This window comes from Croceicoccus ponticola, from assembly GCF_004004515.1.
GTDB lineage: Bacteria > Pseudomonadota > Alphaproteobacteria > Sphingomonadales > Sphingomonadaceae > Croceicoccus > Croceicoccus ponticola.
The window spans coordinates 1,084,148-1,104,725 of sequence record NZ_RXOL01000001.1 but is presented as its reverse complement, the minus strand read 5'-3'; the positions used below and the strand labels follow the sequence as shown (position 1 = coordinate 1,104,725).

Sequence of the window (20,578 nt, the reverse complement as noted above, 5' to 3'; positions counted from 1 at the left end):
CGGCCTCCAAAACTGATGCTGGCGGTACTCATGGTGGCGAACAGGCGAACCAGATGTGGGGCGGACGCTTCGCTCAGGGCCCGTCCGCGATCATGCGCGAGATAAACGCCTCGATTCCTTTCGACAAGGCCATGTGGCGACAGGACATCGCGGCCAGCAAGGCACACGTCGCGATGCTGGGCGCGCAGGGGATCGTATCGACCGAAGACGCGGCCACGATTTCGGGCGGGCTCGATCAGGTCGCCGCCGAGTATGAAGCGAACGGGGTGCCCGAAAACTGGGATCTCGAAGACATCCACATGGTGACCGAAGACCGGCTGACCCAGTTGATCGGCGCCGTGGCGGGCCGGCTGCACACCGCGCGCAGCCGCAATGACCAGGTGGCGACCGATTTCCGGCTGTGGGTCCGTGACGCTATGGATCAGGCGGACGCCGGCCTGCTTGCCCTGCAACGCGCGCTGGTCACGCGCGCAGGAGAGAATGTCGACAGCATCATGCCGGGTTTTACCCACCTTCAAACCGCGCAGCCGGTGACGCTGGGCCATCACCTGATGGCCTATTACGAGATGTTTCGCCGCGACCGTTCGCGTTTTGCCGATGCGCGGGTGCGCATGAACGAGAGCCCGCTGGGCAGCGCAGCGCTGGCCGGAACCGGATTTCCGCTGGACCGCGACAGCACGGCGCGCGCGCTGGGCTTTGCCAAGCCGACGGACAACAGCCTCGACGGCGTGTCGGATCGTGACTTCGCGCTCGATTACCTTCAGGCGGCGGCGCAATGTTCGCTGCACCTGTCGCGTCTGGCCGAAGAAATGATCATCTGGGCCAGCCAGCCCTTCGGCTTCATCCGGATGCCCGACGCGCTGTCGACCGGCAGTTCCATCATGCCGCAGAAAAAGAACCCCGACGCCGCCGAACTGGTGCGCGGCCACGCGGGCCGGATCGTCGGCTGCCTCACAGCGCTGATGGTCACGATGAAGGGGCTGCCGCTCGCTTATTCGAAGGACATGCAGGACGACAAGCCGCCGGTGTTCGAAGCCGCATCGCTGCTGGCGCTGTCCATCGCGGCGATGACCGGCATGGTGGCCGAAGCCACGTTTCGCACCGATCGCATGCGTCAGGCGGCGGAACTGGGCTACGCCACCGCGACCGATCTTGCCGACTGGCTGGTGCGTCAGGCGGACATTCCGTTCCGCGAAGCGCATCACATCACCGGCGCGGCGGTCAAGCTTGCCGAAAGCAAAGGCGTGGCACTGGACCAGCTTTCGATGGAAGACCTCAAGGCCATCGACGCGCGGATCGATGAACGGGTGTACGATGCCCTGTCGGTCGAAGCGTCGGTCGCGGCACGGTGCAGCCATGGCGGCACGGCACCGTCCGAAGTGGTCAAGCGCGTGGCCGACGCAAGGCAGGTTCTGAAGATGGAGCAGGGCGCATGAAGCATGGAATTGGCTTTGCCGGATTGGCGTTTGCGCTGACATTGACGCTGGGCGCGTGCGCACAACAGACCGATCTTGAGCCCAAGCCCGGCGCATCGTTGCCGCCCACCCCGTTCGGCGCGGACCATCAGCCCGATGCCAATGACTTGCTCGAACGGGCAACTCAGGCCGCGCCCGAACGCAATGTCGAATTGCGCACCCGTTCCGAAGAGCGCGAAGCCGATCCGTTCGACCTGCCGCCCGAAGGATAAGCCCGCGTGGACCATTTCCAGTACCATGAAGGCGTGCTCCATGCCGAAAACGTGCCGCTGCCGGTGATCGCCGACGCGGTGGGAACGCCCGTTTACGTTTATTCCGAAGCGACCTTGCGCCGTCATGCCCGCGTCTTTCGCGAAGCGCTGACGCCTGCCGGCAGCACCCATTTCGCCTTTGCGGTGAAATCCAACCCCAACCTTGCCGTCCTGCGCGTGCTGCGCGACGAAGGGTTCGGCGCCGACGTCGTGTCCATCGGCGAAGCGCGCCGCGCGCTGGCCGCGGGCATACCGGCGGCGGACATCGTGTTTTCAGGCGTGGGCAAGACCGATGCCGAAATGGCCGAAGCGGTTGAGGCCGGGATCGGGCAATTCAACCTCGAAAGCGAGGAAGAGGGCATCGAGCTCGCGCGGATCGCGGCGGAACGCGGACTGACCGCCACCGCCGCGCTCAGGGTCAATCCCGATGTCGATGCCGGCACGCACGACAAGATCAGCACGGGCAAGGCGGACAACAAGTTCGGCGTGCCCTTTTTCGCGGCCAAGGACATCTTTTCGCGGCTGGCGGGCCTGCCGGGCCTGAACTTGCGCGGGCTTGCCGTGCATATCGGCAGCCAGATCACCAACCTAGACCCCAGCCGCGCCGCCTTTGCCAAGATGGGCGGCTTGATGGCGGACCTGCGGCGCGATGGCTTCGTCATCACGCACATGGATCTGGGCGGGGGACTGGGCGTGCCTTATCGCGAGGGCGAAATGCTGCCGACCCCTGCCGAATATGGCGCGATGGTGGCTGACGTAACCCGCGATTGGCGAGTGACGCTGATGTTCGAACCGGGCCGCGTCATCACCGGCAATTCGGGCGTATTGGTCAGTCAGGTCGTGCGGGTAAAGCGCGGGGCGAACCATCCGTTCATCGTTGTCGATGCGGCGATGAACGATCTGGCGCGCCCGGCCATGTACGATGCCTGGCACGATGTCGTCGCCGTCGCGCCAACGGGATCGCGGACCACGGCCAACGTCGTCGGCCCGATCTGCGAAAGTTCGGATACTTTCGCCAAAAATCGCGAGATGGACGCGGTCCAGACCGGCGATCTCGTCGCTTTCCGCACAGCCGGGGCCTATGGCGCGACGATGGCCAATACCTACAACTCGCGGCCCTTGGTGCCCGAAGTGCTGGTGAGCGGCGACCGCTATGCCGTGGTTGCCAATCGCATCGATCCGGCCACGATCCTGGCCGCCGAACAAGTGCCCGACTGGTTGAAATAGGATGCAGTCGCTCCCGCTCTTTTTCCGCCTGACGGGCCGCAAGGTCGTGGTGCTGGGCGAGGGCGAGGCGGCGGACGCGAAACGGCGGCTGGTCGAACGGGCCGGCGGCGAATGCGTCGGTGAGCCGGAGGCGCACCACGCGGTGCTAGGCTTCGTCGCGATGGAGGACGAGAAACAGGCAGAGGCCGCGGCCATCCGGCTGCGGTGCAAGGGGTTGCTGGTCAACGTCACCGACCGGCCCGCCCTGTGCGACTTCACCGTGCCGTCGATCGTCGATCGCGATCCCGTGCTGATCGCGGTGGGAACGGGCGGCGCGTCGGCAGGGCTTGCCAAAATCCTGCGCCTGCGGCTTGAGCGCATCCTGCCACAGCGGCTCGGTGCTTTGGCGAGCGCGCTTGGCGAGAGCCGCGCCGGAATGAAGGCGCGCTGGCCTGGATCGGCGGAACGTCGCCGCGCGCTCGACGCCGCGCTGGACGAGGGCGGGGCGCTCGACATCTTTGCGCAGCGCGGGGACGATGCGGTGGAGCGCTGGCTGGCGGGCGATGGCGACAGCGCGCCGCAGGGCATTCACGAAATCAGCTTGCGATCCCGCGATCCCGACGATCTCACCCTGCGCGAAGCAAGGCTGCTGGGCAGTGCCGATGTCGTGGCGCACGATGCCGATGTGCCCGAAGCGATTCTTATTCGCGCACGGGCCGATGCGATTCGGATGCCGGCGGAAGACACATTGCGCGGACTAGAGGGTGCGGGGCTTGTCGTCGTCTTGCGGATGCCAGCCTGACTCCCGACAGTATTTTTCGAACCGGGATCAATCATCGCCTCGCAATAACCAAGCTTTAATGATTCGGAGGTACTAACAGGGATTGTTAAGGCCCCTTTTTCAGTACGGAGAATCATCATGTTGGTAGTAATGGCAGCAGCAGGCGTAGTCGTAAGCTTTGGCGCATCGATCATGGCGACGAAGATGATCGTCAAGCAGGACGCGATCAACGAAGCGGCCAAGGCCTGATCCAGTTCGAGCGGCCCCTCCGCCCCGTTTGTGGGCGGAGCGGGCGGCTCTATCCGACCAACTCAATCCAGCGCGTCGCGCACCATCGCGTCCAGCGCACATTGCAGGATGATGGCCGCCGCGTGGCTGTCGATCCGTTCGGCCCTTTTGGCGCGGCTCATGTCCTGATCGATCATCGCGCGCTCTGCGCCCATCGTCGACAACCGCTCATCCCATAACAGGATCGGCAGCGCAAAGTTGTCCTCCAGGTTCCGCGCCAATGCTCGCGTTGCTTGCGCCCTTGGTCCTTCTGTTCCGTCCATATTGCGCGGCAGGCCCAGCACGAAACCCTTGATCGAACGCTGTTTCGCCAGCTCCGCCAGAGCCGTGCGCAGCGCCGCGTATTTCCCGCGCGGGATCGTCTTTCCCGCCGTTGCAAAGCGCCAGCCCGCATCGCAAGTCGCGATACCCACCGTCTTGGTCCCGGGGTCCAGTCCCAGCAGCACGCCGCCGTCGGGCAGGGCGGCGGCAAAAGCGTGCGCGTTGTCGGTTATCACCGGGCGCTGGCGGCAGGGGACGGCGCAGGGGTTGCGGCCATGGCCGGGCTCGCGCTGGCCCTGGTCATGATCGGGCTGGCCGAAGGGACCGGGCTTTCCGAAGGGACTGGGCTGGCTGAAGGGATCGGGCTGGGCGCAGCAGGTGCAGGCACCGCCTGACCGCTGGGCAGGCCGTGTGATTCGAGCCAGGCGTTTTCGCGGCGGGCGAAATCCTGCCTGATGTTCATCCAGAACAGCGGGATATCGTAAACGTGGTAATTGTTGCCCGGCAGGACCGCGTTGCCCATGATCGGCGGGTTGCCGACCAGCAGCAGGTGGTCTTCGGAGCATCGTGCGGGAACGGCGCCCACGACGATCTTGCCGTTCGTGATGTCGCCATTGGGGACCAGCGTCCCGGTGTTGGCGCTGGCCGGTGCCTCGCCGTCGATCGTGCCGGTGATCGGGTTGGTGCAAAGCGTGTCGGTCTTCGCCAGCGGCTTCCCGTCGAGCGTCACGCCCTCGTCATAGGCGGCGAACAGCAGCGATGCGTCAGCCGGTTCGGCATAGCTTTGCCAGCTCATCACGCAGCCCGCCTGATTGGCGGTGGCGCAGGCGGGAAGCCCCATGGCCGGCAGGTCACGCTCCATCGATATCGGCCAGCCGGCGACATATGCGGCGATCACCTTGTCGGCGAGCGGGGTGCCGGCGACCTTTTCGGCGAGCAGCCGCTTGAGATGCAGCGCACCCTGGCTGTGCGCGGCCAGCACTATGGGCTGGTCCTTGCCGATGCTGGCGGCGAAATAGTCGAACGCCTTTGCCACGTCGGCATAGGCCAGATCGATGGCGCGGGCCTTGTTCTCGCCCTTTGTCAGGAATGCGCCGACGGCCGCCTGGCGATAACGCGGGGCCCAGATGTCGATGGATCGGTTGAACGGGCTGGCCAGCCCGCGCACAAACATTTCCGCCCCCGAACGCGCGTTCACATCGTCAAGCGGCGCGTTCCAATTGTCGCGCGACAAGTAGCTGGTCGGGTGGATGAAGAAGACAGCCGCCTTGGACGGCATTTCATTACCGGGCGCCATCTGCGGCCGCCATTTGGCAGGGTCCGACGCGCCCATGCCCGGACGGCTGATCCACATCGCCGAATCTTCGTACGCATTGCCTGCCAGCGGGTCTTGCGCGACGAATTCGCCCTTGGGCGTGAACGCCAGTTCGGTCAGTTCCTTGGACCAGATGGTGAGCACGATGCCCCCGGCAATCACCAGAACCACACAGAACGCGACGAAGTAGAGAAATTTGCGGACCATCAGGTTGCGGGCTCCGGAACGGGGGAAGGGTCGGGCGTCTGGCGCCCTGCCGGTCCGCCTCCCGCTGTTTGGGGGCTTTCCCCTTCGAGCTCGTGTTCGGCCGTTTCGCTGCGGTGTTCGAGCATAACCTTGATCATCGCCACCAGCGGATCGGCGAGTGCCAGTCCGATAATGCCGAACAGGATGCCGAATATGAGCTGCATGCCCAGCACCAGAGCGGGGGCCAGATCGACGGTCTTTTTTGCGATCAACGGCACGACGATGTACCCGTCGAACGTCTGCACGACGAGATATACTCCCACACAGTAAAGCGCCATGTCGGTGCCACCCGAAAATCCGACAAGTACCATCAACAGCCCGGCAACCAGCGCGCCCAGATTGGGGATAAAGGCAAGCAGCCCGGTCAAGAGGCCAAGAAGTGCCGCCATCGGCACACCGTAAAGCGCCAGCGCGGCCCAGGTGATGACCCCTTCGAACACCATGCCGACCAGCCGTCCGAACATCAGCCGACGCAGGGCGAAGGCCATCTTGTCCGCCAGTTCCAGGAAGCTGTCACGGCTCGAATCGGGGAGCATCCAAGCGACGCCGCGTTCGTAAAGGCGTGGTTCCAATGCGATGTAGATGCCGATGATGAGGATCAGGAACAGGGTGGTAAACCCGCCGATGATCCCGCCGACCGCGCGCGTAAGCTGCCCTACGCCGCCAGCCGATTGCTGGACCAGGCCTGAAATGCTTTCGCTGTTGATCGCGAAACCCTGCTGGTTGAGCCAGGCGATGGCGCGCAGGACTTGCTCCTCGATCAGCGCGGGAAATTTTGCCGCCTGGTCCGCGATCTGCGTGCCGGCGAAGATCACGACCCACGCGACGAAGGCAAGACCGAGTAGAAGGACGATGCCGATGCGGATGCCGCGTCCGACAGGCATGATGCGGCCAAGCAGGCGCGCTCCGCCGTCAATGATCGCGGCAAAAACCATGCCGCCGAAAATGACAAGCAACGCCTGCGACAAGTAGATCGCAAGACCCACCAGAACCACGACCAGCGCCCAAACGGCCGCCCTGTGCGCTTCGAACCGAAGCCGAGGATCGGCTATCGTGGTCGGGCTCTGCGATTGCGGCTGCGCGCTGTCGACATCCATCAGGCTTGTTCCCCCATGTGCGAAACGGTCTCTTGCGCAACCGAAGGGGCCTGTTCGCGGATTACCGGACGCAGACTGCGCCAGGCGCGGCCCGTTCGCAAGGCGTCCCACCACGACAACGGGTTCCAACCTTCGGTTCCATCGAGAGAAAATGTGATGAACTCGGCCCGACCTCCGATATTCGCGAGCGGCACCGGACCGTTCAGACCCTTACCCTCTGTCATTTCGCGGCTGTCGGCGCTGTGGTCGCGATTGTCCCCCATGAGGAAGACATGATCCGCGGGAACCACGATTTCGGCCATGTCGTCGAGTGGCTGGTTTTCCATGTGGTCGATCACGACGTAGCTTGCCCCATTGGGCAGCGTTTCGCGCAGCATCGGCAGTTCGCAAACCTCGCGGCCCGAAGGCAGACGCTTGCGCAGATAAGGGAACGTATAGTCCTCGCACGGCGCGTTGGCATCGACCGGCAGATCGAGCGGCGGTTCCACCTGTTGCTGTACGACGACGCCGTTCAACACGATGCGACCGTCCTCAACCGCGATTCGATCACCGGGCAGGGCGACGACGCGCTTGATCCAGTCGTCGGTCGCATAGGGCGGGACGACAATGACGATGTCGCCATATTCGGGCGTGCCGGGCAGGACGCGGGTCTGGCTACGCGGCAGGATGTGAAAGCTCGCCGATACCCAGGACCAGCCATAGGGATACTTGCTGACGATCAGCCTGTCTCCGACCAGCAGGTTCGGCATCATTGAGATCGACGGTATGTAAAACGGCTTGGCGACAAGGCTGTGGAACGCGATCACCGCGAACAGCATGACCAGCAGGCCCATGATCTCCTGCAACCAAGAATGACCGTCGTCGCGTTCTTTCGTCAGGCTCTGCGGAGCTGGCGGGACGGTTTCCCGCTTTCGAAACAGCGACATCAGGAGAGGCTTTCTGGAATGACGGGGCTTTCAGGGATCACGGGACGCGCTTCGATCACGACAAAGGCCTGCGCCCAGGGATGATCGTCGGTCAGGGTCAGGTGAACGTGCGCCTTGTGCCCATCGGGCGTCATTTCGGCCAGCCGCAAGGCCGCGCCGCCAGTCAGGGCAAGCGTCGGCGCGCCCGACGGTGCGTTGACGACGCCGATGTCCTTCATGAACACGCCGCGCTTGAACCCGGTGCCGACCGCTTTCGAAAATGCCTCTTTGGCGGCGAATCGCTTGGCGAAGGTGCCGGCGCGGGTAAACGGCCTTCGCGCAGCCTTGCGGCGCTCGATTTCGGTAAATACGCGCAGTTCGAATCGCTCGCCGAACCGATCCAGCGAGTTCTGGATCCGGTCGATGTTGCAAAGGTCGGACCCCATGCCGATGATCACCGCGCTTCGTCCATCAATTCGCGCATGCGGCGCACCGCGCTTTCCAGCCCGACGAACACCGCTTCGCCGATCAGGTAATGCCCGATGTTCAGTTCGGCAATCTGCGGGATAGCGGCAATCGGCGTGACATTGTCGTAATTGAGGCCATGCCCGGCATGAGGCTCGATCCCGTTTTTCACGGCGAGCGCGGCCATGTCGGCGATTCGCTTCAGTTCGCGCGCCGTCTTGTCCCGATCGCCGTCGATGAATGCGTGGGCATATTCGCCGGTGTGAAATTCAACCACCGGCGCGCCAAGCCGCATGGCGGCCTCGATCTGACGCTCTTCCGCTTCGATGAACAGCGACACGCGGATGCCGGCATCGGCCAGACGCGCACAGATCGGAGCGAGGCGGTTGTGCTGACCTGCTGCGTCCAGCCCGCCTTCGGTGGTCCGCTCCTCTCGCTTTTCCGGCACGATGCACGCGGCGTGCGGGCTGTGGGCCAGCGCGATTTCGAGCATCTCGTCCGTCGCCGCCATTTCGAGGTTGAGCGGAAGGCCGGTCGCCGACTGAATGCGCGAAAGGTCGCCGTCGCGAATGTGGCGGCGGTCTTCGCGCAAGTGCGCGGTAATGCCGTCGCCGCCCACCGCCGCGACGATTTCGGCCGCGCGGACCGGATCGGGATGATCTCCGCCGCGCGCGTTGCGGATCGTGGCGACATGATCGATGTTGACGCCGAGGCGCAGCCTGTCGGGGCGCAAGTAATTGGGGCGCACGTTATGTGGGGGCGGCAATTCGCTCATCGCTCGTCGTCCTCAGGCCTTGCGGCTGCCCGGCTTCACCGCAGGGGTGGCAGCCAGTTCGGGAGGCAGTTCGTCGTCGGCATATGTCGGGAACGTCAACGACACGAGCGGTTCGAATGGCACGTCGAATTCGGCCTGACCGCCAGTCCGGTCGACAAGGCAGGCGAGAGCGACGACCTTGCCGCCCTCGGCTTCAACGGCCTTGATCGCTTCGCGGCTGGAAAGCCCCGTGGTGACGACATCCTCGACCAGCAGGATCCGTTCGCCCGGCTCGATCGAAAAGCCCCGGCGCAATTCGAACGTGCCGGTGGGGCGTTCCACGAACACCGCATCGACGTTGAGCGCGCGGCCCATTTCATGCCCGATGATCAGACCGCCCATTGCGGGCGACACGACTTTGTCGATCTTGGCGCGCAGGTCGCGCGGCAGTTTTGCGGCAAGCGCTACGGCAAGCCTGCCGGCACGGTCGGGGTTCATCAGAACGCGAGCGCACTGCAGGTAATGCGCGCTGTGACGGCCGGACGAGAGCAGGAAATGCCCTTCGAGAAGGGCGCCGGCAGCTCGGAATTCGGAGAGGACGTCTTCGTCGGTCATGCTTGGCAATCGTCTTTCTGGCATCGTTCGAGCGACCCGTTAGAGGGCCGGAACGGCGGTGGGCAGGCCACGCAGCGACAGGGTGAGCCAATGGTACGATGGACGGTACGCTGCGCCGCAGTGCAAAAATATCCCCTAGAGGTGCTTGAGACGTGCCGCAAGCGCGCGTATAGGCCCCCTCGCAAGCGGACCTTCAGGGGGTGCGTGCGACGACGATCCGGGGACGTTCCGGGGACAATCTGGTACCCGACCTGCAGTTGCAGCGGGGTCCGATTGTTTTGAAAATACGCAAGGAAGGCGACAGACTGGTGATGGGAATCCGCCGTACTGTTCAGTTTATCGCAGGGGCCGCGACTTCGCTGGCCATCCTGCCTCAGGTGGCCATGGCTGCCGTTGCAACCGCCGACGCACCCGTCGCGGTAGCGACTGCTGCGGCTGCAGAGGTGGCGACCGGCGGCTATGTTCCGATGAAACCGACGCCGGGCAAAGGCATGCCGGAGGACGGCGCGATCTGGTTCCAGGACCAGTACTCGCCGATCGGCGACTATGGTTCTTGGATGCACGATGCGATCCTGATGCCGCTTATCACGGTCATCACGCTGTTCGTCCTGCTGCTGATGCTTTGGGTCATGGTGCGTTATCGCAAGAGCCGTAACCCGGTCGCTTCGAAAACCAGCCACAATACCCTGATCGAAGTGATCTGGACCGGTTTGCCGGTGCTCATTCTGCTCGGCATCGCGGTGCCGTCGATCGACCTTCTTGCGACTCAATACGAATCGCCGCCCAAGAATGCGGTGACGGTCAAGGTAAACGGCTACCAGTGGTACTGGGGCTACGAATATCCCGACAACGGCGGGTTCGAGGTCATTTCGAACATGCTGCCGGAGGCAGAGGCGATCGCCAACGGCGAGCCTTCGCAACTGGCGGTGGACAATCGCATGGTCGTTCCCGTCGGCGTGCCGATCCGGATCCAGACGATGGGCATGGACGTGATCCACTCGTTCGCGGTGCCTTCGCTCTGGTTCAAGCTGGATGCCGTTCCAGGTCGCCTGAACGAAAAGACGATGTTCATCAAGGAACCGGGTGTCTACTACGGCCAGTGTTCGGAACTTTGCGGCGCACGCCATGGCTACATGCCGATTGCGGTCGAAGCTTTGCCGATGGCCCAGTACGAAGCCTGGGTGCTCGAACAGGGTGGCGAACTTCCGTCGAGCAAGCAGGCGCCAGCAAAAGCGGCGCCGGCTGCAGCTACTCCTGCCGCAGCAGCGGTAGCCGCGCCTTCCGACAAGACCGCACCCGAGGCTGAAAAGCCTGCCGCCGCCGACAGCACGACGGCCTGAGCCAAGAAATTCCGCATAGGGCAAGACCATGGCAACTACCGCAACTCCCGAAACCCTGCCGGTTCACGACGACGCGCACGATCTGCATAGCCATGCCGATCACAAGCCGCCGTTCTTCCAGCGCTGGTTCATGTCGACGAACCACAAGGATATCGGCACGCTTTACCTGATCTTCGCGATCTTCGCCGGTGTCATCGGCGGCGCGGTGTCAGGCATCATGCGCGCCGAACTCGCCGCACCCGGGATCCAGTATCTCAGCTGGTGGACAAGCTTCCTTGGTGGCAACGGGGCGAATTTCGACGAAACGCTGCACCTGTGGAACGTCCTGATCTCGGCGCACGGCCTGATCATGGTCTTCTTCATGGTCATGCCCGCGGTCATCGGCGGTTTCGGCAACTGGTTCGTTCCGCTCATGATCGGCGCGCCCGACATGGCGTTCCCGCGGATGAACAACATCTCGTTCTGGCTGACTTTCTTTGCCTTCATCTCGCTCATGACCTCGGCGTTCATGCCGGGCGGCACGGGCATGGGCGCAGGCACCGGCTGGACCGTTTATGCTCCGCTGTCGACTTCGGGCTCACCCGGGCCGGCGGTCGACTTTGCGATCTTCTCGTTGCACCTTGCAGGTGCCGCCTCGATCATGGGCGCGATCAACTTCATCACCACCATCTTCAACATGCGCGCGCCGGGTATGACCCTGCACAAGATGCCGCTGTTCGTGTGGTCGGTGCTGGTCACTGCGTTCCTGCTGTTGCTCGCCCTTCCTGTGCTGGCCGCCGCGATTACGATGCTCCTGACCGATCGCAACTTCGGCACGACGTTCTTCGATCCTGCCGGTGGTGGCGACCCGATCCTTTACCAGCATCTGTTCTGGTTTTTCGGTCACCCCGAAGTTTACATCATGATCCTGCCGGGCTTCGGCATCGTGTCTCAGATCGTGTCGACCTTCAGCAAGAAGCCCGTTTTCGGCTATCTCGGCATGGCTTATGCCATGGTCGCGATCGGCGTCGTCGGCTTCATCGTGTGGGCTCACCACATGTACACGGTCGGGCTGTCGGTTAACGAAAAGATGTACTTCACGGCCGCCACGATGGTCATCGCGGTCCCGACCGGCATCAAGATCTTCTCGTGGATCGCGACGATGTGGGGCGGTAGCCTCGAATTCAAGTCGCCGATGTGGTGGGCGCTGGGCTTCATCTTCCTGTTCACCGTGGGCGGCGTCACCGGCGTCGTGCTGGCCAACGGCGGCATCGACGACAACCTTCACGATACGTACTACGTGGTGGCGCACTTCCACTACGTCTTGTCGCTGGGTGCGGTCACCGCGCTGTTTGCCGGCTGGTGGTACTGGTTCCCGAAGATGTTCGGCAAAATGCACAGCGAATTCCTCGCCAAGCTGCAGTTTGTGTTCTTCTTCGTGGGCGTGAACACGCTGTTCTTCCCGATGCACTTCCTGGGCATGCAGGGAATGCCGCGCCGCTACCCTGACTACACTCCGGCGTTCGAGCTGTGGAACAAGGTTGCGACCGATGGCTACATGATCATGTCGGTCTCGATGCTGATCTTCTTCGTTAACGTCATCTACTCGCTGGTCGCGGGCAAGAAGGCTGCTCCCAACTACTGGGGCGAAGGTGCCACGACGCTGGAATGGACGCTGTCCAGCCCTCCGCCGTTCCACCAGTTCGAAACCCTGCCTGTCATCGACGACAAGGCCGCTCACTAAGCGCGCCGGGCATCAGACGCACAAAGACGAACGCCCCGGGACCATTCCCGGGGCGTTCTGCTTGAAGCGATGTTCCGCATTTCGCGGCTTCGCAATTCGGCCCTTCAAACGCGGGGCCGCATGGTTCATAGGACGCCGATGATCACCGCCGATCATTCCGTTGCACTGCCGACCGAATGGCGCGACTTTCTCGCGCTGACGAAGCCGCGCGTGATGTCGCTGGTGGTTTTCACCGGCCTGTGCGGGCTGTTGGCGGCACCGGGCCACATCAATCCCGTGATCGGATTCGCCGTGATCTTGTGCATTGCTGTCGGCGCAGGCGGGGCCGCTGCGCTTAACCAGTGGTACGAATCCGAAATCGATGCAGGGATGAAGCGCACCGCGCAGCGCCCGATTCCCGCGGGTCGCATCAACCGGACCAACGCGCGCGACTTCGGCATCGCCCTTTCGGCTGGGTCGGTCATGATCATGGGGTTGGCGGCTGGCTGGCTCAGCGCGGCGCTGCTGGCGATCTCGATTGTGTACTACGCGGTCGTCTACACGATCTGGCTCAAACCGCGCACGCCGCAAAACATCGTCGTCGGCGGCGGGGCAGGGGCGTTTCCGCCATTGATCGGCTGGATCGCGGTCACGCAGGAAGTGACCTTGATGCCCATCGTGCTGTTCGCGATCATCTTCATGTGGACCCCGCCGCACTTCTGGGCGCTCGCACTGTTCGTTAAGACGGATTACGCCGCCGTCGGCATCCCGATGATGCCGGTCGTCGCCGGCGAAACCTCCACGCGCCGCCAGATCCTGATCTACGCAATCCTGCTGACCCCGGTGGCGCTGGCGCCCTGGTTCCTCGGCGGAGCCGGCGTGATCTACGGCATCAGCGCGATCGCGCTTTCGCTGGCCTTCGTCGGCTTTTCGCTGCCCGTCGGCTTGCGAACCAGCGCGGTTGACGATGCGATGAAGCCTGAAAAGCGGCTGTTCGCTTTTTCGATACTCTATCTTTTTGCCCTGTTCGGCGTGCTCGTCGTCGACAGGTTCGCCGCTAACGCAGGATGGATCGCATGACGCCCGAAGAACAGGAAAAGCTGCAGGCCAGCCAGAGGTCGCGGAACAAGGCGCTGGGCCTCGTTCTGGTCGGCTTGGTGGTGCTGTTCTTCGCGCTGACCATCGTGCGCTTTCCCGACGCGGAAACGCGGGCCGCCGCCGCCGCGGAGCAGGCGAAATGACCTCCGCCAATTTCGCTACGCCCTCTGACAGCAACACGCCCAAGAGCAATGCAAAAGTAGGACTTTCCGCACTGGGCATCGCTCTTGCCATGTTGGGGCTGGGGTACGCCTCGGTCCCGCTCTATCGCATGTTCTGTCAGGTAACCGGGCTCAACGGCACGACGCAGCGGGTCGACGCAGCGCAGGCCAATGCCGTCGCCATCACCGACAAACAGATGTCGATTCGCTTCGATGCCAATACAGCGCCGGGCCTTGCCTGGGATTTCCGGCCCGAACGCGCGACAGAGACGGTGACGATCGGCGCGCGCGACATGGCGACGTTCCTCGCGAAGAACAATTCGAACCGCCCGATTACCGGGACCGCCACGTTCAACGTGACGCCGGTGCAGGCAGGCATATATTTTACCAAGGTCCAATGTTTCTGTTTCACCGAACAGACGCTGCAGCCCGGCGAAGAAGTGCGTATGCCCGTGTTGTTCTACGTCGACCCGGCGATCATCGACGATCCCGACACCGCCGACATCGAACAGATCACATTGAGCTACACATTTTACGAAAGCACGAAGGGCTAAGGGTGTTTCGGGCAATTTGGGCGTAAAACCCGCTCAAAGGCTCTGGACCGCCCGCGCAGGCGGGGTTAAAGGCCGCGCTCAACCATCCGGGCGAAGCCATGCCTTCGCTGTGCACCAAGGCTGAATTTTCAGGGGAAGACACGAAATGGCCGGCACCAAGAACCACGACTATCATATCCTGCCGACGGATCCCTGGCCGTTCATCCTCTCGTTCAGCGCGCTGGTGATGACCTCGGGTCTTGCGCTGTTCATGCATGAATATCGCTTTGGCGAATATCTGCTGATCGCGGGCCTGCTTGGCGTGCTGATCGCGATGTACAACTGGTTCGGCAACATAGTGAAGGAAGCGCACGAAGGTTCGCACACCCCGGTGGTGCAACTTCACCAGCGTTACGGCATGATCCTGTTCATCGCTTCGGAAGTGATGTTCTTCGTCGGCTGGTTCTGGGCGTTTTTCGACTTTTCGCTGTTCCCGTCGGCCCTGACCGACGTGGTCGGGGGTCAGTGGCCGCCCAAGGCGATTGAAGCGGTGATGGACCCTTGGGACCTGCCGCTTCTCAACACGCTGATCCTGCTTTGCTCGGGCACGACCGTCACCTGGGCGCACCACTCGCTGATCCATGGCGACCGTGACGGCCTGAAAAAGGGCCTGTGGGCGACCATTATCCTGGGCCTGATCTTCAGCGCGATCCAGGCCTACGAATATGCCCACGCGCCTTTCGTGTTCGGTCAGAACACGTACGGCTCGGTGTTCTACATGGCGACCGGTTTCCACGGCTTCCACGTCATCGTTGGCACGATCATGCTGATCGTCTGCCTCGTGCGCGCTTACAAGGGCCACTTCACGCCCAAGCAGCACTTCGGCTTCGAAGCGGCCGCCTGGTATTGGCACTTCGTCGACGTCGTGTGGCTGTTCCTCTTCGTCTCGGTATACATCTGGGGCGGTGCAGGCGCTCCGGTTCACTGATGAACAATTTGCACGACAGCGGGTTGCCGGATGAACCGCCGGTCCCCGCTGCGTCTTCGGTGATGAAATCCGCAGCGCTGGGCGAATGCCCGCGCTGCGGCGCTCGCACGATGTTTTCGGGCCTCGTCAACTTTGCCGACACATGCGGCAAGTGCGGGCTCGATTACGCGAGTTTCAATGTCGGCGACGGTCCCGCCGCGTTCCTGACGCTGGCCATCGGCACCGTGCTGGCGGTGGCCGCCATCGTCTTTGATCAGGCTTTCCACCCTCCGTTCTGGGTCCATGCAATAATCTGGGTGCCGTTGACGGCAATCATGGTCGTCTATGGCCTGCGTGTCGCCAAGGGTGCGCTGATGGTCGTCGAATTTCGGCGTGACGCACGCGAGGCGGGAAGCCGCGATGTCGAACCCGCCCGGCATGAGGCTGACGAAAGCGAATCGTGAGCAACATTCGCCAGTTCGGGCGCATCCCCGTCTTTGCGACCATCGTCGTGCTGGCCGCCGTCGCGACGATGATCGGTCTGGGCATCTGGCAGTTGGAACGGCTCCAGTGGAAGGAAGCGCTTCTCGACCGTTATGCTCAAGCGGCGCGGTCGACCGAACCCGTGGCCTTTCCGCTGGCGGATTCCGATCCGCACCGCTGGCTCTATCGCCGTAGCGCCCTCGACTGCCGTAACGTGCTGTCCACCGGCGCGGTAAGCGGTCGCAGCGCGGACGGACAGGCCGGATGGGCGCTGACGGCACGTTGCGCGGTCGATGGCGGCGAGGCCGAAGTGGTATTGGGCTGGACGCTCGATCCCGCCCCGCGCGAGTGGGCAGGCGACAAAGTTGCCGGTACGATCGCACCGCTCGGTGAGGGCGGTGTTCGCCTGATCGCCGATCCGCCGCTGGCCGGGCTTGCCGCGATGGGCGCGCCCAATCCCGCGGAAATTCCCAACAACCATTTGGCATATGCTTTCCAGTGGTTCTTCTTCGCGGCCACGGCGCTGGTAATCTATGGCCTCGCGCTAAAGCGGCGGCTTGCGCAGCGGGGCGAGCAGGGGTAGGCGCGCGGCCCATGGAATATGTTTCGACCAGGGGTAGCGCGCCAGCGCTCGATTTTCGTGGCGCCACGCTGGCCGGGTTGGCTAGTGACGGCGGGCTTTACGTGCCGCGCGCATGGCCGACGTTCGCCAAGGATAAAATCGCCGCGATGGCGGGTCTGCCCTATGCGCAACTCGCGGCGCGGGTCATGCAGCCGTTTGTCGGAAACTGCATCGCGCCCGAACGGCTGCTGGAACTGACGACGCAGGCCTATGGCACCTTTGCCCACAAGGCGGTTACCCCGTTGAAGCAATTCGACGAGACGCAGTGGCTGCTTGAATTGTTCCATGGGCCGACGCTGGCGTTCAAGGATGTCGCGCTCCAGTTGCTCGGCCTGTTGTTCGAGGAATTCCTGAAGGACAGCGAACAGCATCTGACGATCGTCGGCGCGACCAGCGGCGATACCGGTTCCGCCGCGATCGACGCGGTGGCGGGGCGGGCGAAGATCGATATCTTCATGCTGCACCCAAAGGGCCGGGTGTCCGAAGTGCAGCGTCGCCAGATGACCAGCATGATCGCGCCTAACGTCCACAACATCGCCATCTGCGACGCCAGTTTCGACGATGCGCAGGCGATGGTGAAGCGCATGTTCGGCGATACGGAGATGACTGGGCGGTTCCGGATAAGCGCGGTGAATTCGATCAACTGGGCGCGGCTGATGGCGCAGGTGGTGTATTATTTCGCCGCTGCGGTTCAGCTGGGCGCGCCCTATCGCAAAGTCGCGTTCAGTGTGCCGACCGGCAATTTCGGTGACGTCTTCGCCGGGTACGTCGCAGCAAAAATGGGGCTGCCGATCGAACGCCTTGTCGTGGCGACCAACATCAACGACATCCTGCACCGCGCGCTTTCCAGCGGCGATTATTCCGCCCACGGCGTCACGCCGACCGATGCCCCGTCGATGGACATTCAGGTTTCGTCGAACTTCGAGCGCTTGTTGTTCGATGCCGGCGGGCGCGACGGGATCGCCCTGGCAGACCAGATGCGCGGGTTCGAAACGACCCGGGCGATGCAGCTGACCAATGCGCAGCGTGACGGGGCGGCGGCGCTGTTCTCGTCCGAACGCGCCGATGCGGACCAGACCGCGGCGGCGATGCGATGGGCATGGGAAAATTGCGGCGAGGTGATCGATCCGCATACCGGCATCGGCCTGCACGCGGCACTGGCCACCAAGCTTCCCGCGGGCGTGCCGATGGTGACGCTGGCCACGGCGCATCCCGCGAAGTTTGGGCCGGCAGTGGAAAAGGCGATCGGCCAGACCCCTGCGCTGCCGCCGCGTATCGGCGACTTGCTTGAGCGTGAGGAACGTTACGAAGAACTGCCCGGCACATACGAAGCCGTGGCTGCCTTCGTTGCCGAGCGGGCCACCGCCAGCCCGTCATGACGGGGCCGCGCTGATGGCGGAACTGGTCGAAATCCCGACGCTCCTGACCGGAGAGGGCTGGGACGGTTATCGCCTGCTCGACAGCGGCGATGGCCGCAAGCTCGAATCGTATGGACCATATCGCTTCATTCGCCCCGAACCGCAGGCGATGTGGACGCCGCGCATCGCGCAGTGGGATGCTGACGGCGAATTCATCCCCGCCAGCGATGAAGATGGCGGCGGGCGCTGGCATTTCATCGGCAATGTCCCGCGCGACGGCTGGCCGCTCAGCTGGCGCGGGGTCAATTTCACCGCGCAGTGCACGCCGTTCCGGCATCTCGGCTTCTTTCCGGACATGGCCCCGGTGTGGGACTGGATGGACGCACAGCTTGATGGGTTGGACGATCCGCTCTGCCTAAACCTGTTCGGCTATACCGGCGTCGGTTCGCTCAGCCTTGCCCGCAGGGGCCGCGTCGCACATGTCGACGCGAGCAAGAAATCGGTGGCGCAGGCGCGCGAGAACGCGGCGCTGTCGGGCATGTCGGACGCGCCGATCCGGTGGCTGGTCGACGATGCGGTCAAATTCACGGCGCGCGAAGTGCGGCGCGAGCGACGGTATGACGGCATTATCCTTGACCCTCCGAAATTCGGGCGCGGCCCGACGGGAGAGGTGTGGCGGCTGGAGGATGCCTTGCCCGGCCTCGTCACCGATTGCCGCCAATTGCTCGACGCCGATTCGCGGTTTCTGTTCCTGACCGCCTATGCCGTGCGGATGAGCTCGCTCGCGCTTGCAGGCCTGCTCGCCGAAAAATTCGACGGGCTGCCCGGCCGGATCGAACATGGTGAGCTCGCCGTGCGCGAATCCGGCGATGGGTCCCGCATCCTCCCTACCGCGATCTTTGCGCGCTGGGTCAACGACGAGGGCCAGCAATGACCGACAGCCTGACGCTTGAGATCGACGATCTCGTCGTTGACGTTCTGACCGGAATCTATTCCGAAGAAACCGGTAAGCCGCAGCCGTTGCGGATATCCATCGCAGTCGATCTCGCGATGGTCGAACGGTTCGACCCCGACACGCCGCTTGGCGCCAGCAAGAACTACATGGACCTGAAATTCGCGGCCACTGACGCGCTGCCACCGGGCGTGCATTTCAAACTGATCGAAGCGGTCGGCGAACACATCTGCGAAACGCTGTTTCTACAGGATGAGCGCGTTCGCAAGGTCACCGTCAAGATCGTCAAGCTGGCTATTGCCGAAGCGGACGAGAAGATCGGCATGACGTTGGTGCGGAACCGCCGCTGATGACGGGGCGGGTCATTCAGGCGCAAATGCGCGGCGCAGAACCGCTTGCCGCCGCGGCCCGCTTTCACACAAAAATATTGCCGCAGATCGAAGCCGCGTTGGTTGATGGCGAATCGATCGTTGTCCGTTTCGATCATGCGGAGGGTAAACCGCACCGCTGGCGCAACGAAGCGATCGCCGCGCTGGCTCGCAAATATGCGCCGCTGCGGATAAATGCGGTTGCTCCAGCTGGAACTGAGCCGGACGAAACCGCGATTGCAGCGACGATCAGCTTCCTTGCGGGCAACGAAGGCATCACAGGGCAATTGCTCATTGCCGGATGATCTGTCATTTCGAACGTGATGGTTTCCGGCAATTCACCTTTGATCGACGGTTTTCAACGCCGCATCACGTATCTGCGCCTTTCGGTGACGGACCGGTGCGATTTGCGTTGCCAATATTGCATGCCGGAAAAGATGCAGTTCCTGCCGCGGGCAGAAGTGCTCTCGCTTGAAGAACTTCACAAGGTCGCGCTTGCCTTCATCGCGCGCGGCGTGACCAAGATCCGACTGACCGGCGGCGAACCACTGGTGCGGCGGGACATGATCGACCTTGTTCGCGCGCTGGGCCGCAAGGTGGGCGACGGGCTGGACGAACTGACGCTGACGACCAACGGCACCCGGCTTGACGAATTTGCCGAAGACCTGTTCGAAGCGGGCGTGCGGCGAGTGAACGTCTCGCTCGACACGCTGGACGCCGAACGGTTTGCCGAACTGTCGCGCCGCGACCGGTTTTCGCAAGTGCTGAACGGCATCGCGGCGGCCAAGGCGGCGGGCCTTGCGGTCAAGATCAACACCGTTGCGCTGAAGGGCGTGAACGAAGGCGAGATCGCCGACGTCATCGCCTGGGCGCATGGCGAAGGGCACGAACTGACGCTGATCGAGGTCATGCCGTTGGGCGAGGTCGATGGCGAACGGGTCGATCATTACCTGCCACTCACCCAAGTGCGTGAAACGCTGGAACGGCGCTGGACGCTGCGCGACGATGCGCACCGGTCGGGCGGCCCGGCGCGGTATGTGACAGTGGAGGAGACGGGCGGGCGGCTCGGCCTCATCACGCCATTGACGAACAATTTCTGCGACAGCTGCAATCGGGTCCGGGTGACCACGACCGGGCAACTGTACGCTTGCCTCGGCGGGCGGGAGCAGGTGGACTTGCGCGCCGCCGTGCGGTCCGATGATCCCGATGCGGCGCTGCATGCCGCGCTGACCGAGGCGATGACGATAAAGCCCCATCGGCACAACTTCGCGATTCGCGAAAAGGGCGAGGCTCCTGCGCTTGCCCGACACATGTCGGTGACGGGCGGCTGATTCG

General features: G+C 63.4%; 24 protein-coding genes. 17 read left to right on the top strand and 7 right to left on the bottom strand.

Annotated elements, in window-relative coordinates:
- Positions 1–53 precede the first annotated feature (53 nt).
- From argH to EKN06_RS05290, 4 genes are read left to right on the top strand one after another with little or no spacing between them, the layout of a single operon-like run.
- The gene (gene argH / locus EKN06_RS05305) at positions 54–1,436 is read left to right on the top strand and encodes an argininosuccinate lyase (protein ID WP_127612013.1); all 1,383 of its coding nucleotides are present in this window, start codon (positions 54–56) and stop codon (positions 1,434–1,436) included.
- Positions 1,433–1,687, top strand: coding sequence for a hypothetical protein (locus EKN06_RS05300; RefSeq protein ID WP_127611766.1), 255 nt, complete (start codon positions 1,433–1,435; stop codon positions 1,685–1,687). Before argH ends, EKN06_RS05300 begins: the two co-directional genes overlap by 4 nt.
- A gap of 6 nt (positions 1,688–1,693) precedes the next feature.
- On the top strand, positions 1,694–2,953 hold the full coding sequence (gene lysA, locus EKN06_RS05295; protein ID WP_127611765.1) for a diaminopimelate decarboxylase: 1,260 nt from the start codon (positions 1,694–1,696) through the stop codon (positions 2,951–2,953).
- A 1-nt stretch (position 2,954) separates the two neighbouring features.
- The gene (locus EKN06_RS05290; protein ID WP_127611764.1) at positions 2,955–3,734 is read left to right on the top strand and encodes a precorrin-2 dehydrogenase/sirohydrochlorin ferrochelatase family protein; all 780 of its coding nucleotides are present in this window, start codon (positions 2,955–2,957) and stop codon (positions 3,732–3,734) included.
- Positions 3,735–4,024: 290 nt separating this feature from the next.
- Here EKN06_RS05290 and ruvX read toward each other — a convergent pair whose 3' ends face one another.
- From ruvX to pyrE, 7 genes are read right to left on the bottom strand one after another with little or no spacing between them, the layout of a single operon-like run.
- Positions 4,025–4,498: a Holliday junction resolvase RuvX gene (gene ruvX, locus EKN06_RS05285; protein WP_127611763.1), complete on the bottom strand. Its 474-nt coding sequence runs from the start codon at positions 4,496–4,498 to the stop codon at positions 4,025–4,027.
- Positions 4,495–5,784: a DUF3089 domain-containing protein gene (locus tag EKN06_RS05280; protein WP_127611762.1), complete on the bottom strand. Its 1,290-nt coding sequence runs from the start codon at positions 5,782–5,784 to the stop codon at positions 4,495–4,497. The genes ruvX and EKN06_RS05280 overlap by 4 nt, the downstream gene beginning before the upstream one ends.
- Positions 5,784–6,920 (bottom strand): AI-2E family transporter, encoded by a 1,137-nt coding sequence (locus EKN06_RS05275; RefSeq protein ID WP_127611761.1) that lies wholly within the window; start codon positions 6,918–6,920, stop codon positions 5,784–5,786. The genes EKN06_RS05280 and EKN06_RS05275 overlap by 1 nt, the downstream gene beginning before the upstream one ends.
- A complete protein-coding gene (lepB, locus tag EKN06_RS05270; protein ID WP_127611760.1) occupies positions 6,920–7,846 on the bottom strand; it encodes a signal peptidase I in 927 nt (308 codons plus the stop codon). The genes EKN06_RS05275 and lepB overlap by 1 nt, the downstream gene beginning before the upstream one ends.
- Positions 7,846–8,283 carry a holo-ACP synthase gene (acpS, locus tag EKN06_RS05265; protein WP_127611759.1) on the bottom strand — a complete coding sequence of 146 codons (438 nt, stop codon included), beginning with the start codon at positions 8,281–8,283 and terminating at the stop codon, positions 7,846–7,848. The genes lepB and acpS overlap by 1 nt, the downstream gene beginning before the upstream one ends.
- Complete coding sequence (locus tag EKN06_RS05260) at positions 8,280–9,065, bottom strand: pyridoxine 5'-phosphate synthase (protein ID WP_127611758.1); 786 nt, start codon at positions 9,063–9,065, stop codon at positions 8,280–8,282. Before EKN06_RS05260 ends, acpS begins: the two co-directional genes overlap by 4 nt.
- A 12-nt stretch (positions 9,066–9,077) precedes the next feature.
- Positions 9,078–9,659, bottom strand: coding sequence for an orotate phosphoribosyltransferase (gene pyrE / locus EKN06_RS05255; RefSeq protein WP_127611757.1), 582 nt, complete (start codon positions 9,657–9,659; stop codon positions 9,078–9,080).
- 311 nt (positions 9,660–9,970) lie between these two features.
- On the opposite strand from pyrE, the gene coxB reads away from it, so the two are divergent.
- The 13 genes from coxB (at position 9,971) to moaA (ending at position 20,574) form a co-directional block, all read left to right on the top strand.
- A complete protein-coding gene (gene coxB, locus EKN06_RS05250; protein WP_127612012.1) occupies positions 9,971–10,999 on the top strand; it encodes a cytochrome c oxidase subunit II in 1,029 nt (342 codons plus the stop codon).
- 28 nt (positions 11,000–11,027) lie between these two features.
- Positions 11,028–12,722 (top strand): cytochrome c oxidase subunit I, encoded by a 1,695-nt coding sequence (ctaD, locus tag EKN06_RS05245; protein ID WP_127611756.1) that lies wholly within the window; start codon positions 11,028–11,030, stop codon positions 12,720–12,722.
- Positions 12,723–12,842: 120 nt separating this feature from the next.
- Positions 12,843–13,781 (top strand): heme o synthase, encoded by a 939-nt coding sequence (locus EKN06_RS05240; RefSeq protein WP_240654608.1) that lies wholly within the window; start codon positions 12,843–12,845, stop codon positions 13,779–13,781.
- The gene (locus tag EKN06_RS15590) at positions 13,778–13,942 is read left to right on the top strand and encodes a hypothetical protein (protein ID WP_164843873.1); all 165 of its coding nucleotides are present in this window, start codon (positions 13,778–13,780) and stop codon (positions 13,940–13,942) included. Before EKN06_RS05240 ends, EKN06_RS15590 begins: the two co-directional genes overlap by 4 nt.
- Positions 13,939–14,514: a cytochrome c oxidase assembly protein gene (locus EKN06_RS05235; protein ID WP_127611755.1), complete on the top strand. Its 576-nt coding sequence runs from the start codon at positions 13,939–13,941 to the stop codon at positions 14,512–14,514. The genes EKN06_RS15590 and EKN06_RS05235 overlap by 4 nt, the downstream gene beginning before the upstream one ends.
- A 145-nt stretch (positions 14,515–14,659) precedes the next feature.
- Positions 14,660–15,481, top strand: coding sequence for a cytochrome c oxidase subunit 3 (locus EKN06_RS05230; RefSeq protein WP_127611754.1), 822 nt, complete (start codon positions 14,660–14,662; stop codon positions 15,479–15,481).
- Positions 15,481–15,924, top strand: a complete 444-nt coding sequence (locus EKN06_RS05225) for a DUF983 domain-containing protein (RefSeq protein ID WP_127611753.1) — start codon at positions 15,481–15,483, stop codon at positions 15,922–15,924. Before EKN06_RS05230 ends, EKN06_RS05225 begins: the two co-directional genes overlap by 1 nt.
- Entirely contained in the window at positions 15,921–16,526 is a 606-nt protein-coding gene (locus EKN06_RS05220) for an SURF1 family protein (RefSeq protein WP_240654607.1), read from the top strand. Before EKN06_RS05225 ends, EKN06_RS05220 begins: the two co-directional genes overlap by 4 nt.
- Positions 16,527–16,537: 11 nt before the next feature.
- Complete coding sequence (gene thrC, locus EKN06_RS05215) at positions 16,538–17,944, top strand: threonine synthase (RefSeq protein WP_127611752.1); 1,407 nt, start codon at positions 16,538–16,540, stop codon at positions 17,942–17,944.
- A 13-nt stretch (positions 17,945–17,957) separates the two neighbouring features.
- Entirely contained in the window at positions 17,958–18,857 is a 900-nt protein-coding gene (locus EKN06_RS05210; protein ID WP_127611751.1) for a class I SAM-dependent methyltransferase, read from the top strand.
- Positions 18,854–19,225, top strand: a complete 372-nt coding sequence (locus tag EKN06_RS05205) for a dihydroneopterin aldolase (protein ID WP_127611750.1) — start codon at positions 18,854–18,856, stop codon at positions 19,223–19,225. Before EKN06_RS05210 ends, EKN06_RS05205 begins: the two co-directional genes overlap by 4 nt.
- On the top strand, positions 19,225–19,548 hold the full coding sequence (locus EKN06_RS05200; protein ID WP_240654606.1) for a Rossmann fold domain-containing protein: 324 nt from the start codon (positions 19,225–19,227) through the stop codon (positions 19,546–19,548). The genes EKN06_RS05205 and EKN06_RS05200 overlap by 1 nt, the downstream gene beginning before the upstream one ends.
- 18 nt (positions 19,549–19,566) lie before the next feature.
- Positions 19,567–20,574 carry a GTP 3',8-cyclase MoaA gene (moaA, locus tag EKN06_RS05195; protein ID WP_127612008.1) on the top strand — a complete coding sequence of 336 codons (1,008 nt, stop codon included), beginning with the start codon at positions 19,567–19,569 and terminating at the stop codon, positions 20,572–20,574.
- Positions 20,575–20,578: the final 4 nt, after the last annotated feature.

What these genes read in the sequence shown, in the direction of transcription:
- argH (WP_127612013.1), top strand. Translation starts at nt 54, where the DNA reads ATGTGGGGCGGACGCTTCGCTCAGGGCCCGTCCGCGATCATGCGCGAG.
- thrC (WP_127611752.1), top strand. Translation starts at nt 16,538, where the DNA reads ATGGAATATGTTTCGACCAGGGGTAGCGCGCCAGCGCTCGATTTTCGT.
- EKN06_RS05200 (WP_240654606.1), top strand. Translation starts at nt 19,225, where the DNA reads ATGACGGGGCGGGTCATTCAGGCGCAAATGCGCGGCGCAGAACCGCTT.
- coxB (WP_127612012.1), top strand. Translation starts at nt 9,971, where the DNA reads ATGGGAATCCGCCGTACTGTTCAGTTTATCGCAGGGGCCGCGACTTCG.
- ctaD (WP_127611756.1), top strand. Translation starts at nt 11,028, where the DNA reads ATGGCAACTACCGCAACTCCCGAAACCCTGCCGGTTCACGACGACGCG.
- EKN06_RS05230 (WP_127611754.1), top strand. Translation starts at nt 14,660, where the DNA reads ATGGCCGGCACCAAGAACCACGACTATCATATCCTGCCGACGGATCCC.
- pyrE (WP_127611757.1), bottom strand. Translation starts at nt 9,659, where the DNA reads ATGACCGACGAAGACGTCCTCTCCGAATTCCGAGCTGCCGGCGCCCTT.
- EKN06_RS05235 (WP_127611755.1), top strand. Translation starts at nt 13,939, where the DNA reads ATGACCTCCGCCAATTTCGCTACGCCCTCTGACAGCAACACGCCCAAG.
- EKN06_RS05260 (WP_127611758.1), bottom strand. Translation starts at nt 9,065, where the DNA reads ATGAGCGAATTGCCGCCCCCACATAACGTGCGCCCCAATTACTTGCGC.
- moaA (WP_127612008.1), top strand. Translation starts at nt 19,567, where the DNA reads ATGGTTTCCGGCAATTCACCTTTGATCGACGGTTTTCAACGCCGCATC.
- EKN06_RS05205 (WP_127611750.1), top strand. Translation starts at nt 18,854, where the DNA reads ATGACCGACAGCCTGACGCTTGAGATCGACGATCTCGTCGTTGACGTT.
- EKN06_RS05280 (WP_127611762.1), bottom strand. Translation starts at nt 5,784, where the DNA reads ATGGTCCGCAAATTTCTCTACTTCGTCGCGTTCTGTGTGGTTCTGGTG.
- EKN06_RS05275 (WP_127611761.1), bottom strand. Translation starts at nt 6,920, where the DNA reads ATGGATGTCGACAGCGCGCAGCCGCAATCGCAGAGCCCGACCACGATA.
- EKN06_RS05225 (WP_127611753.1), top strand. Translation starts at nt 15,481, where the DNA reads ATGAACAATTTGCACGACAGCGGGTTGCCGGATGAACCGCCGGTCCCC.
- EKN06_RS05240 (WP_240654608.1), top strand. Translation starts at nt 12,843, where the DNA reads ATGGTTCATAGGACGCCGATGATCACCGCCGATCATTCCGTTGCACTG.
- EKN06_RS05210 (WP_127611751.1), top strand. Translation starts at nt 17,958, where the DNA reads ATGGCGGAACTGGTCGAAATCCCGACGCTCCTGACCGGAGAGGGCTGG.
- EKN06_RS05290 (WP_127611764.1), top strand. Translation starts at nt 2,955, where the DNA reads ATGCAGTCGCTCCCGCTCTTTTTCCGCCTGACGGGCCGCAAGGTCGTG.
- lepB (WP_127611760.1), bottom strand. Translation starts at nt 7,846, where the DNA reads ATGTCGCTGTTTCGAAAGCGGGAAACCGTCCCGCCAGCTCCGCAGAGC.
- EKN06_RS15590 (WP_164843873.1), top strand. Translation starts at nt 13,778, where the DNA reads ATGACGCCCGAAGAACAGGAAAAGCTGCAGGCCAGCCAGAGGTCGCGG.
- EKN06_RS05300 (WP_127611766.1), top strand. Translation starts at nt 1,433, where the DNA reads ATGAAGCATGGAATTGGCTTTGCCGGATTGGCGTTTGCGCTGACATTG.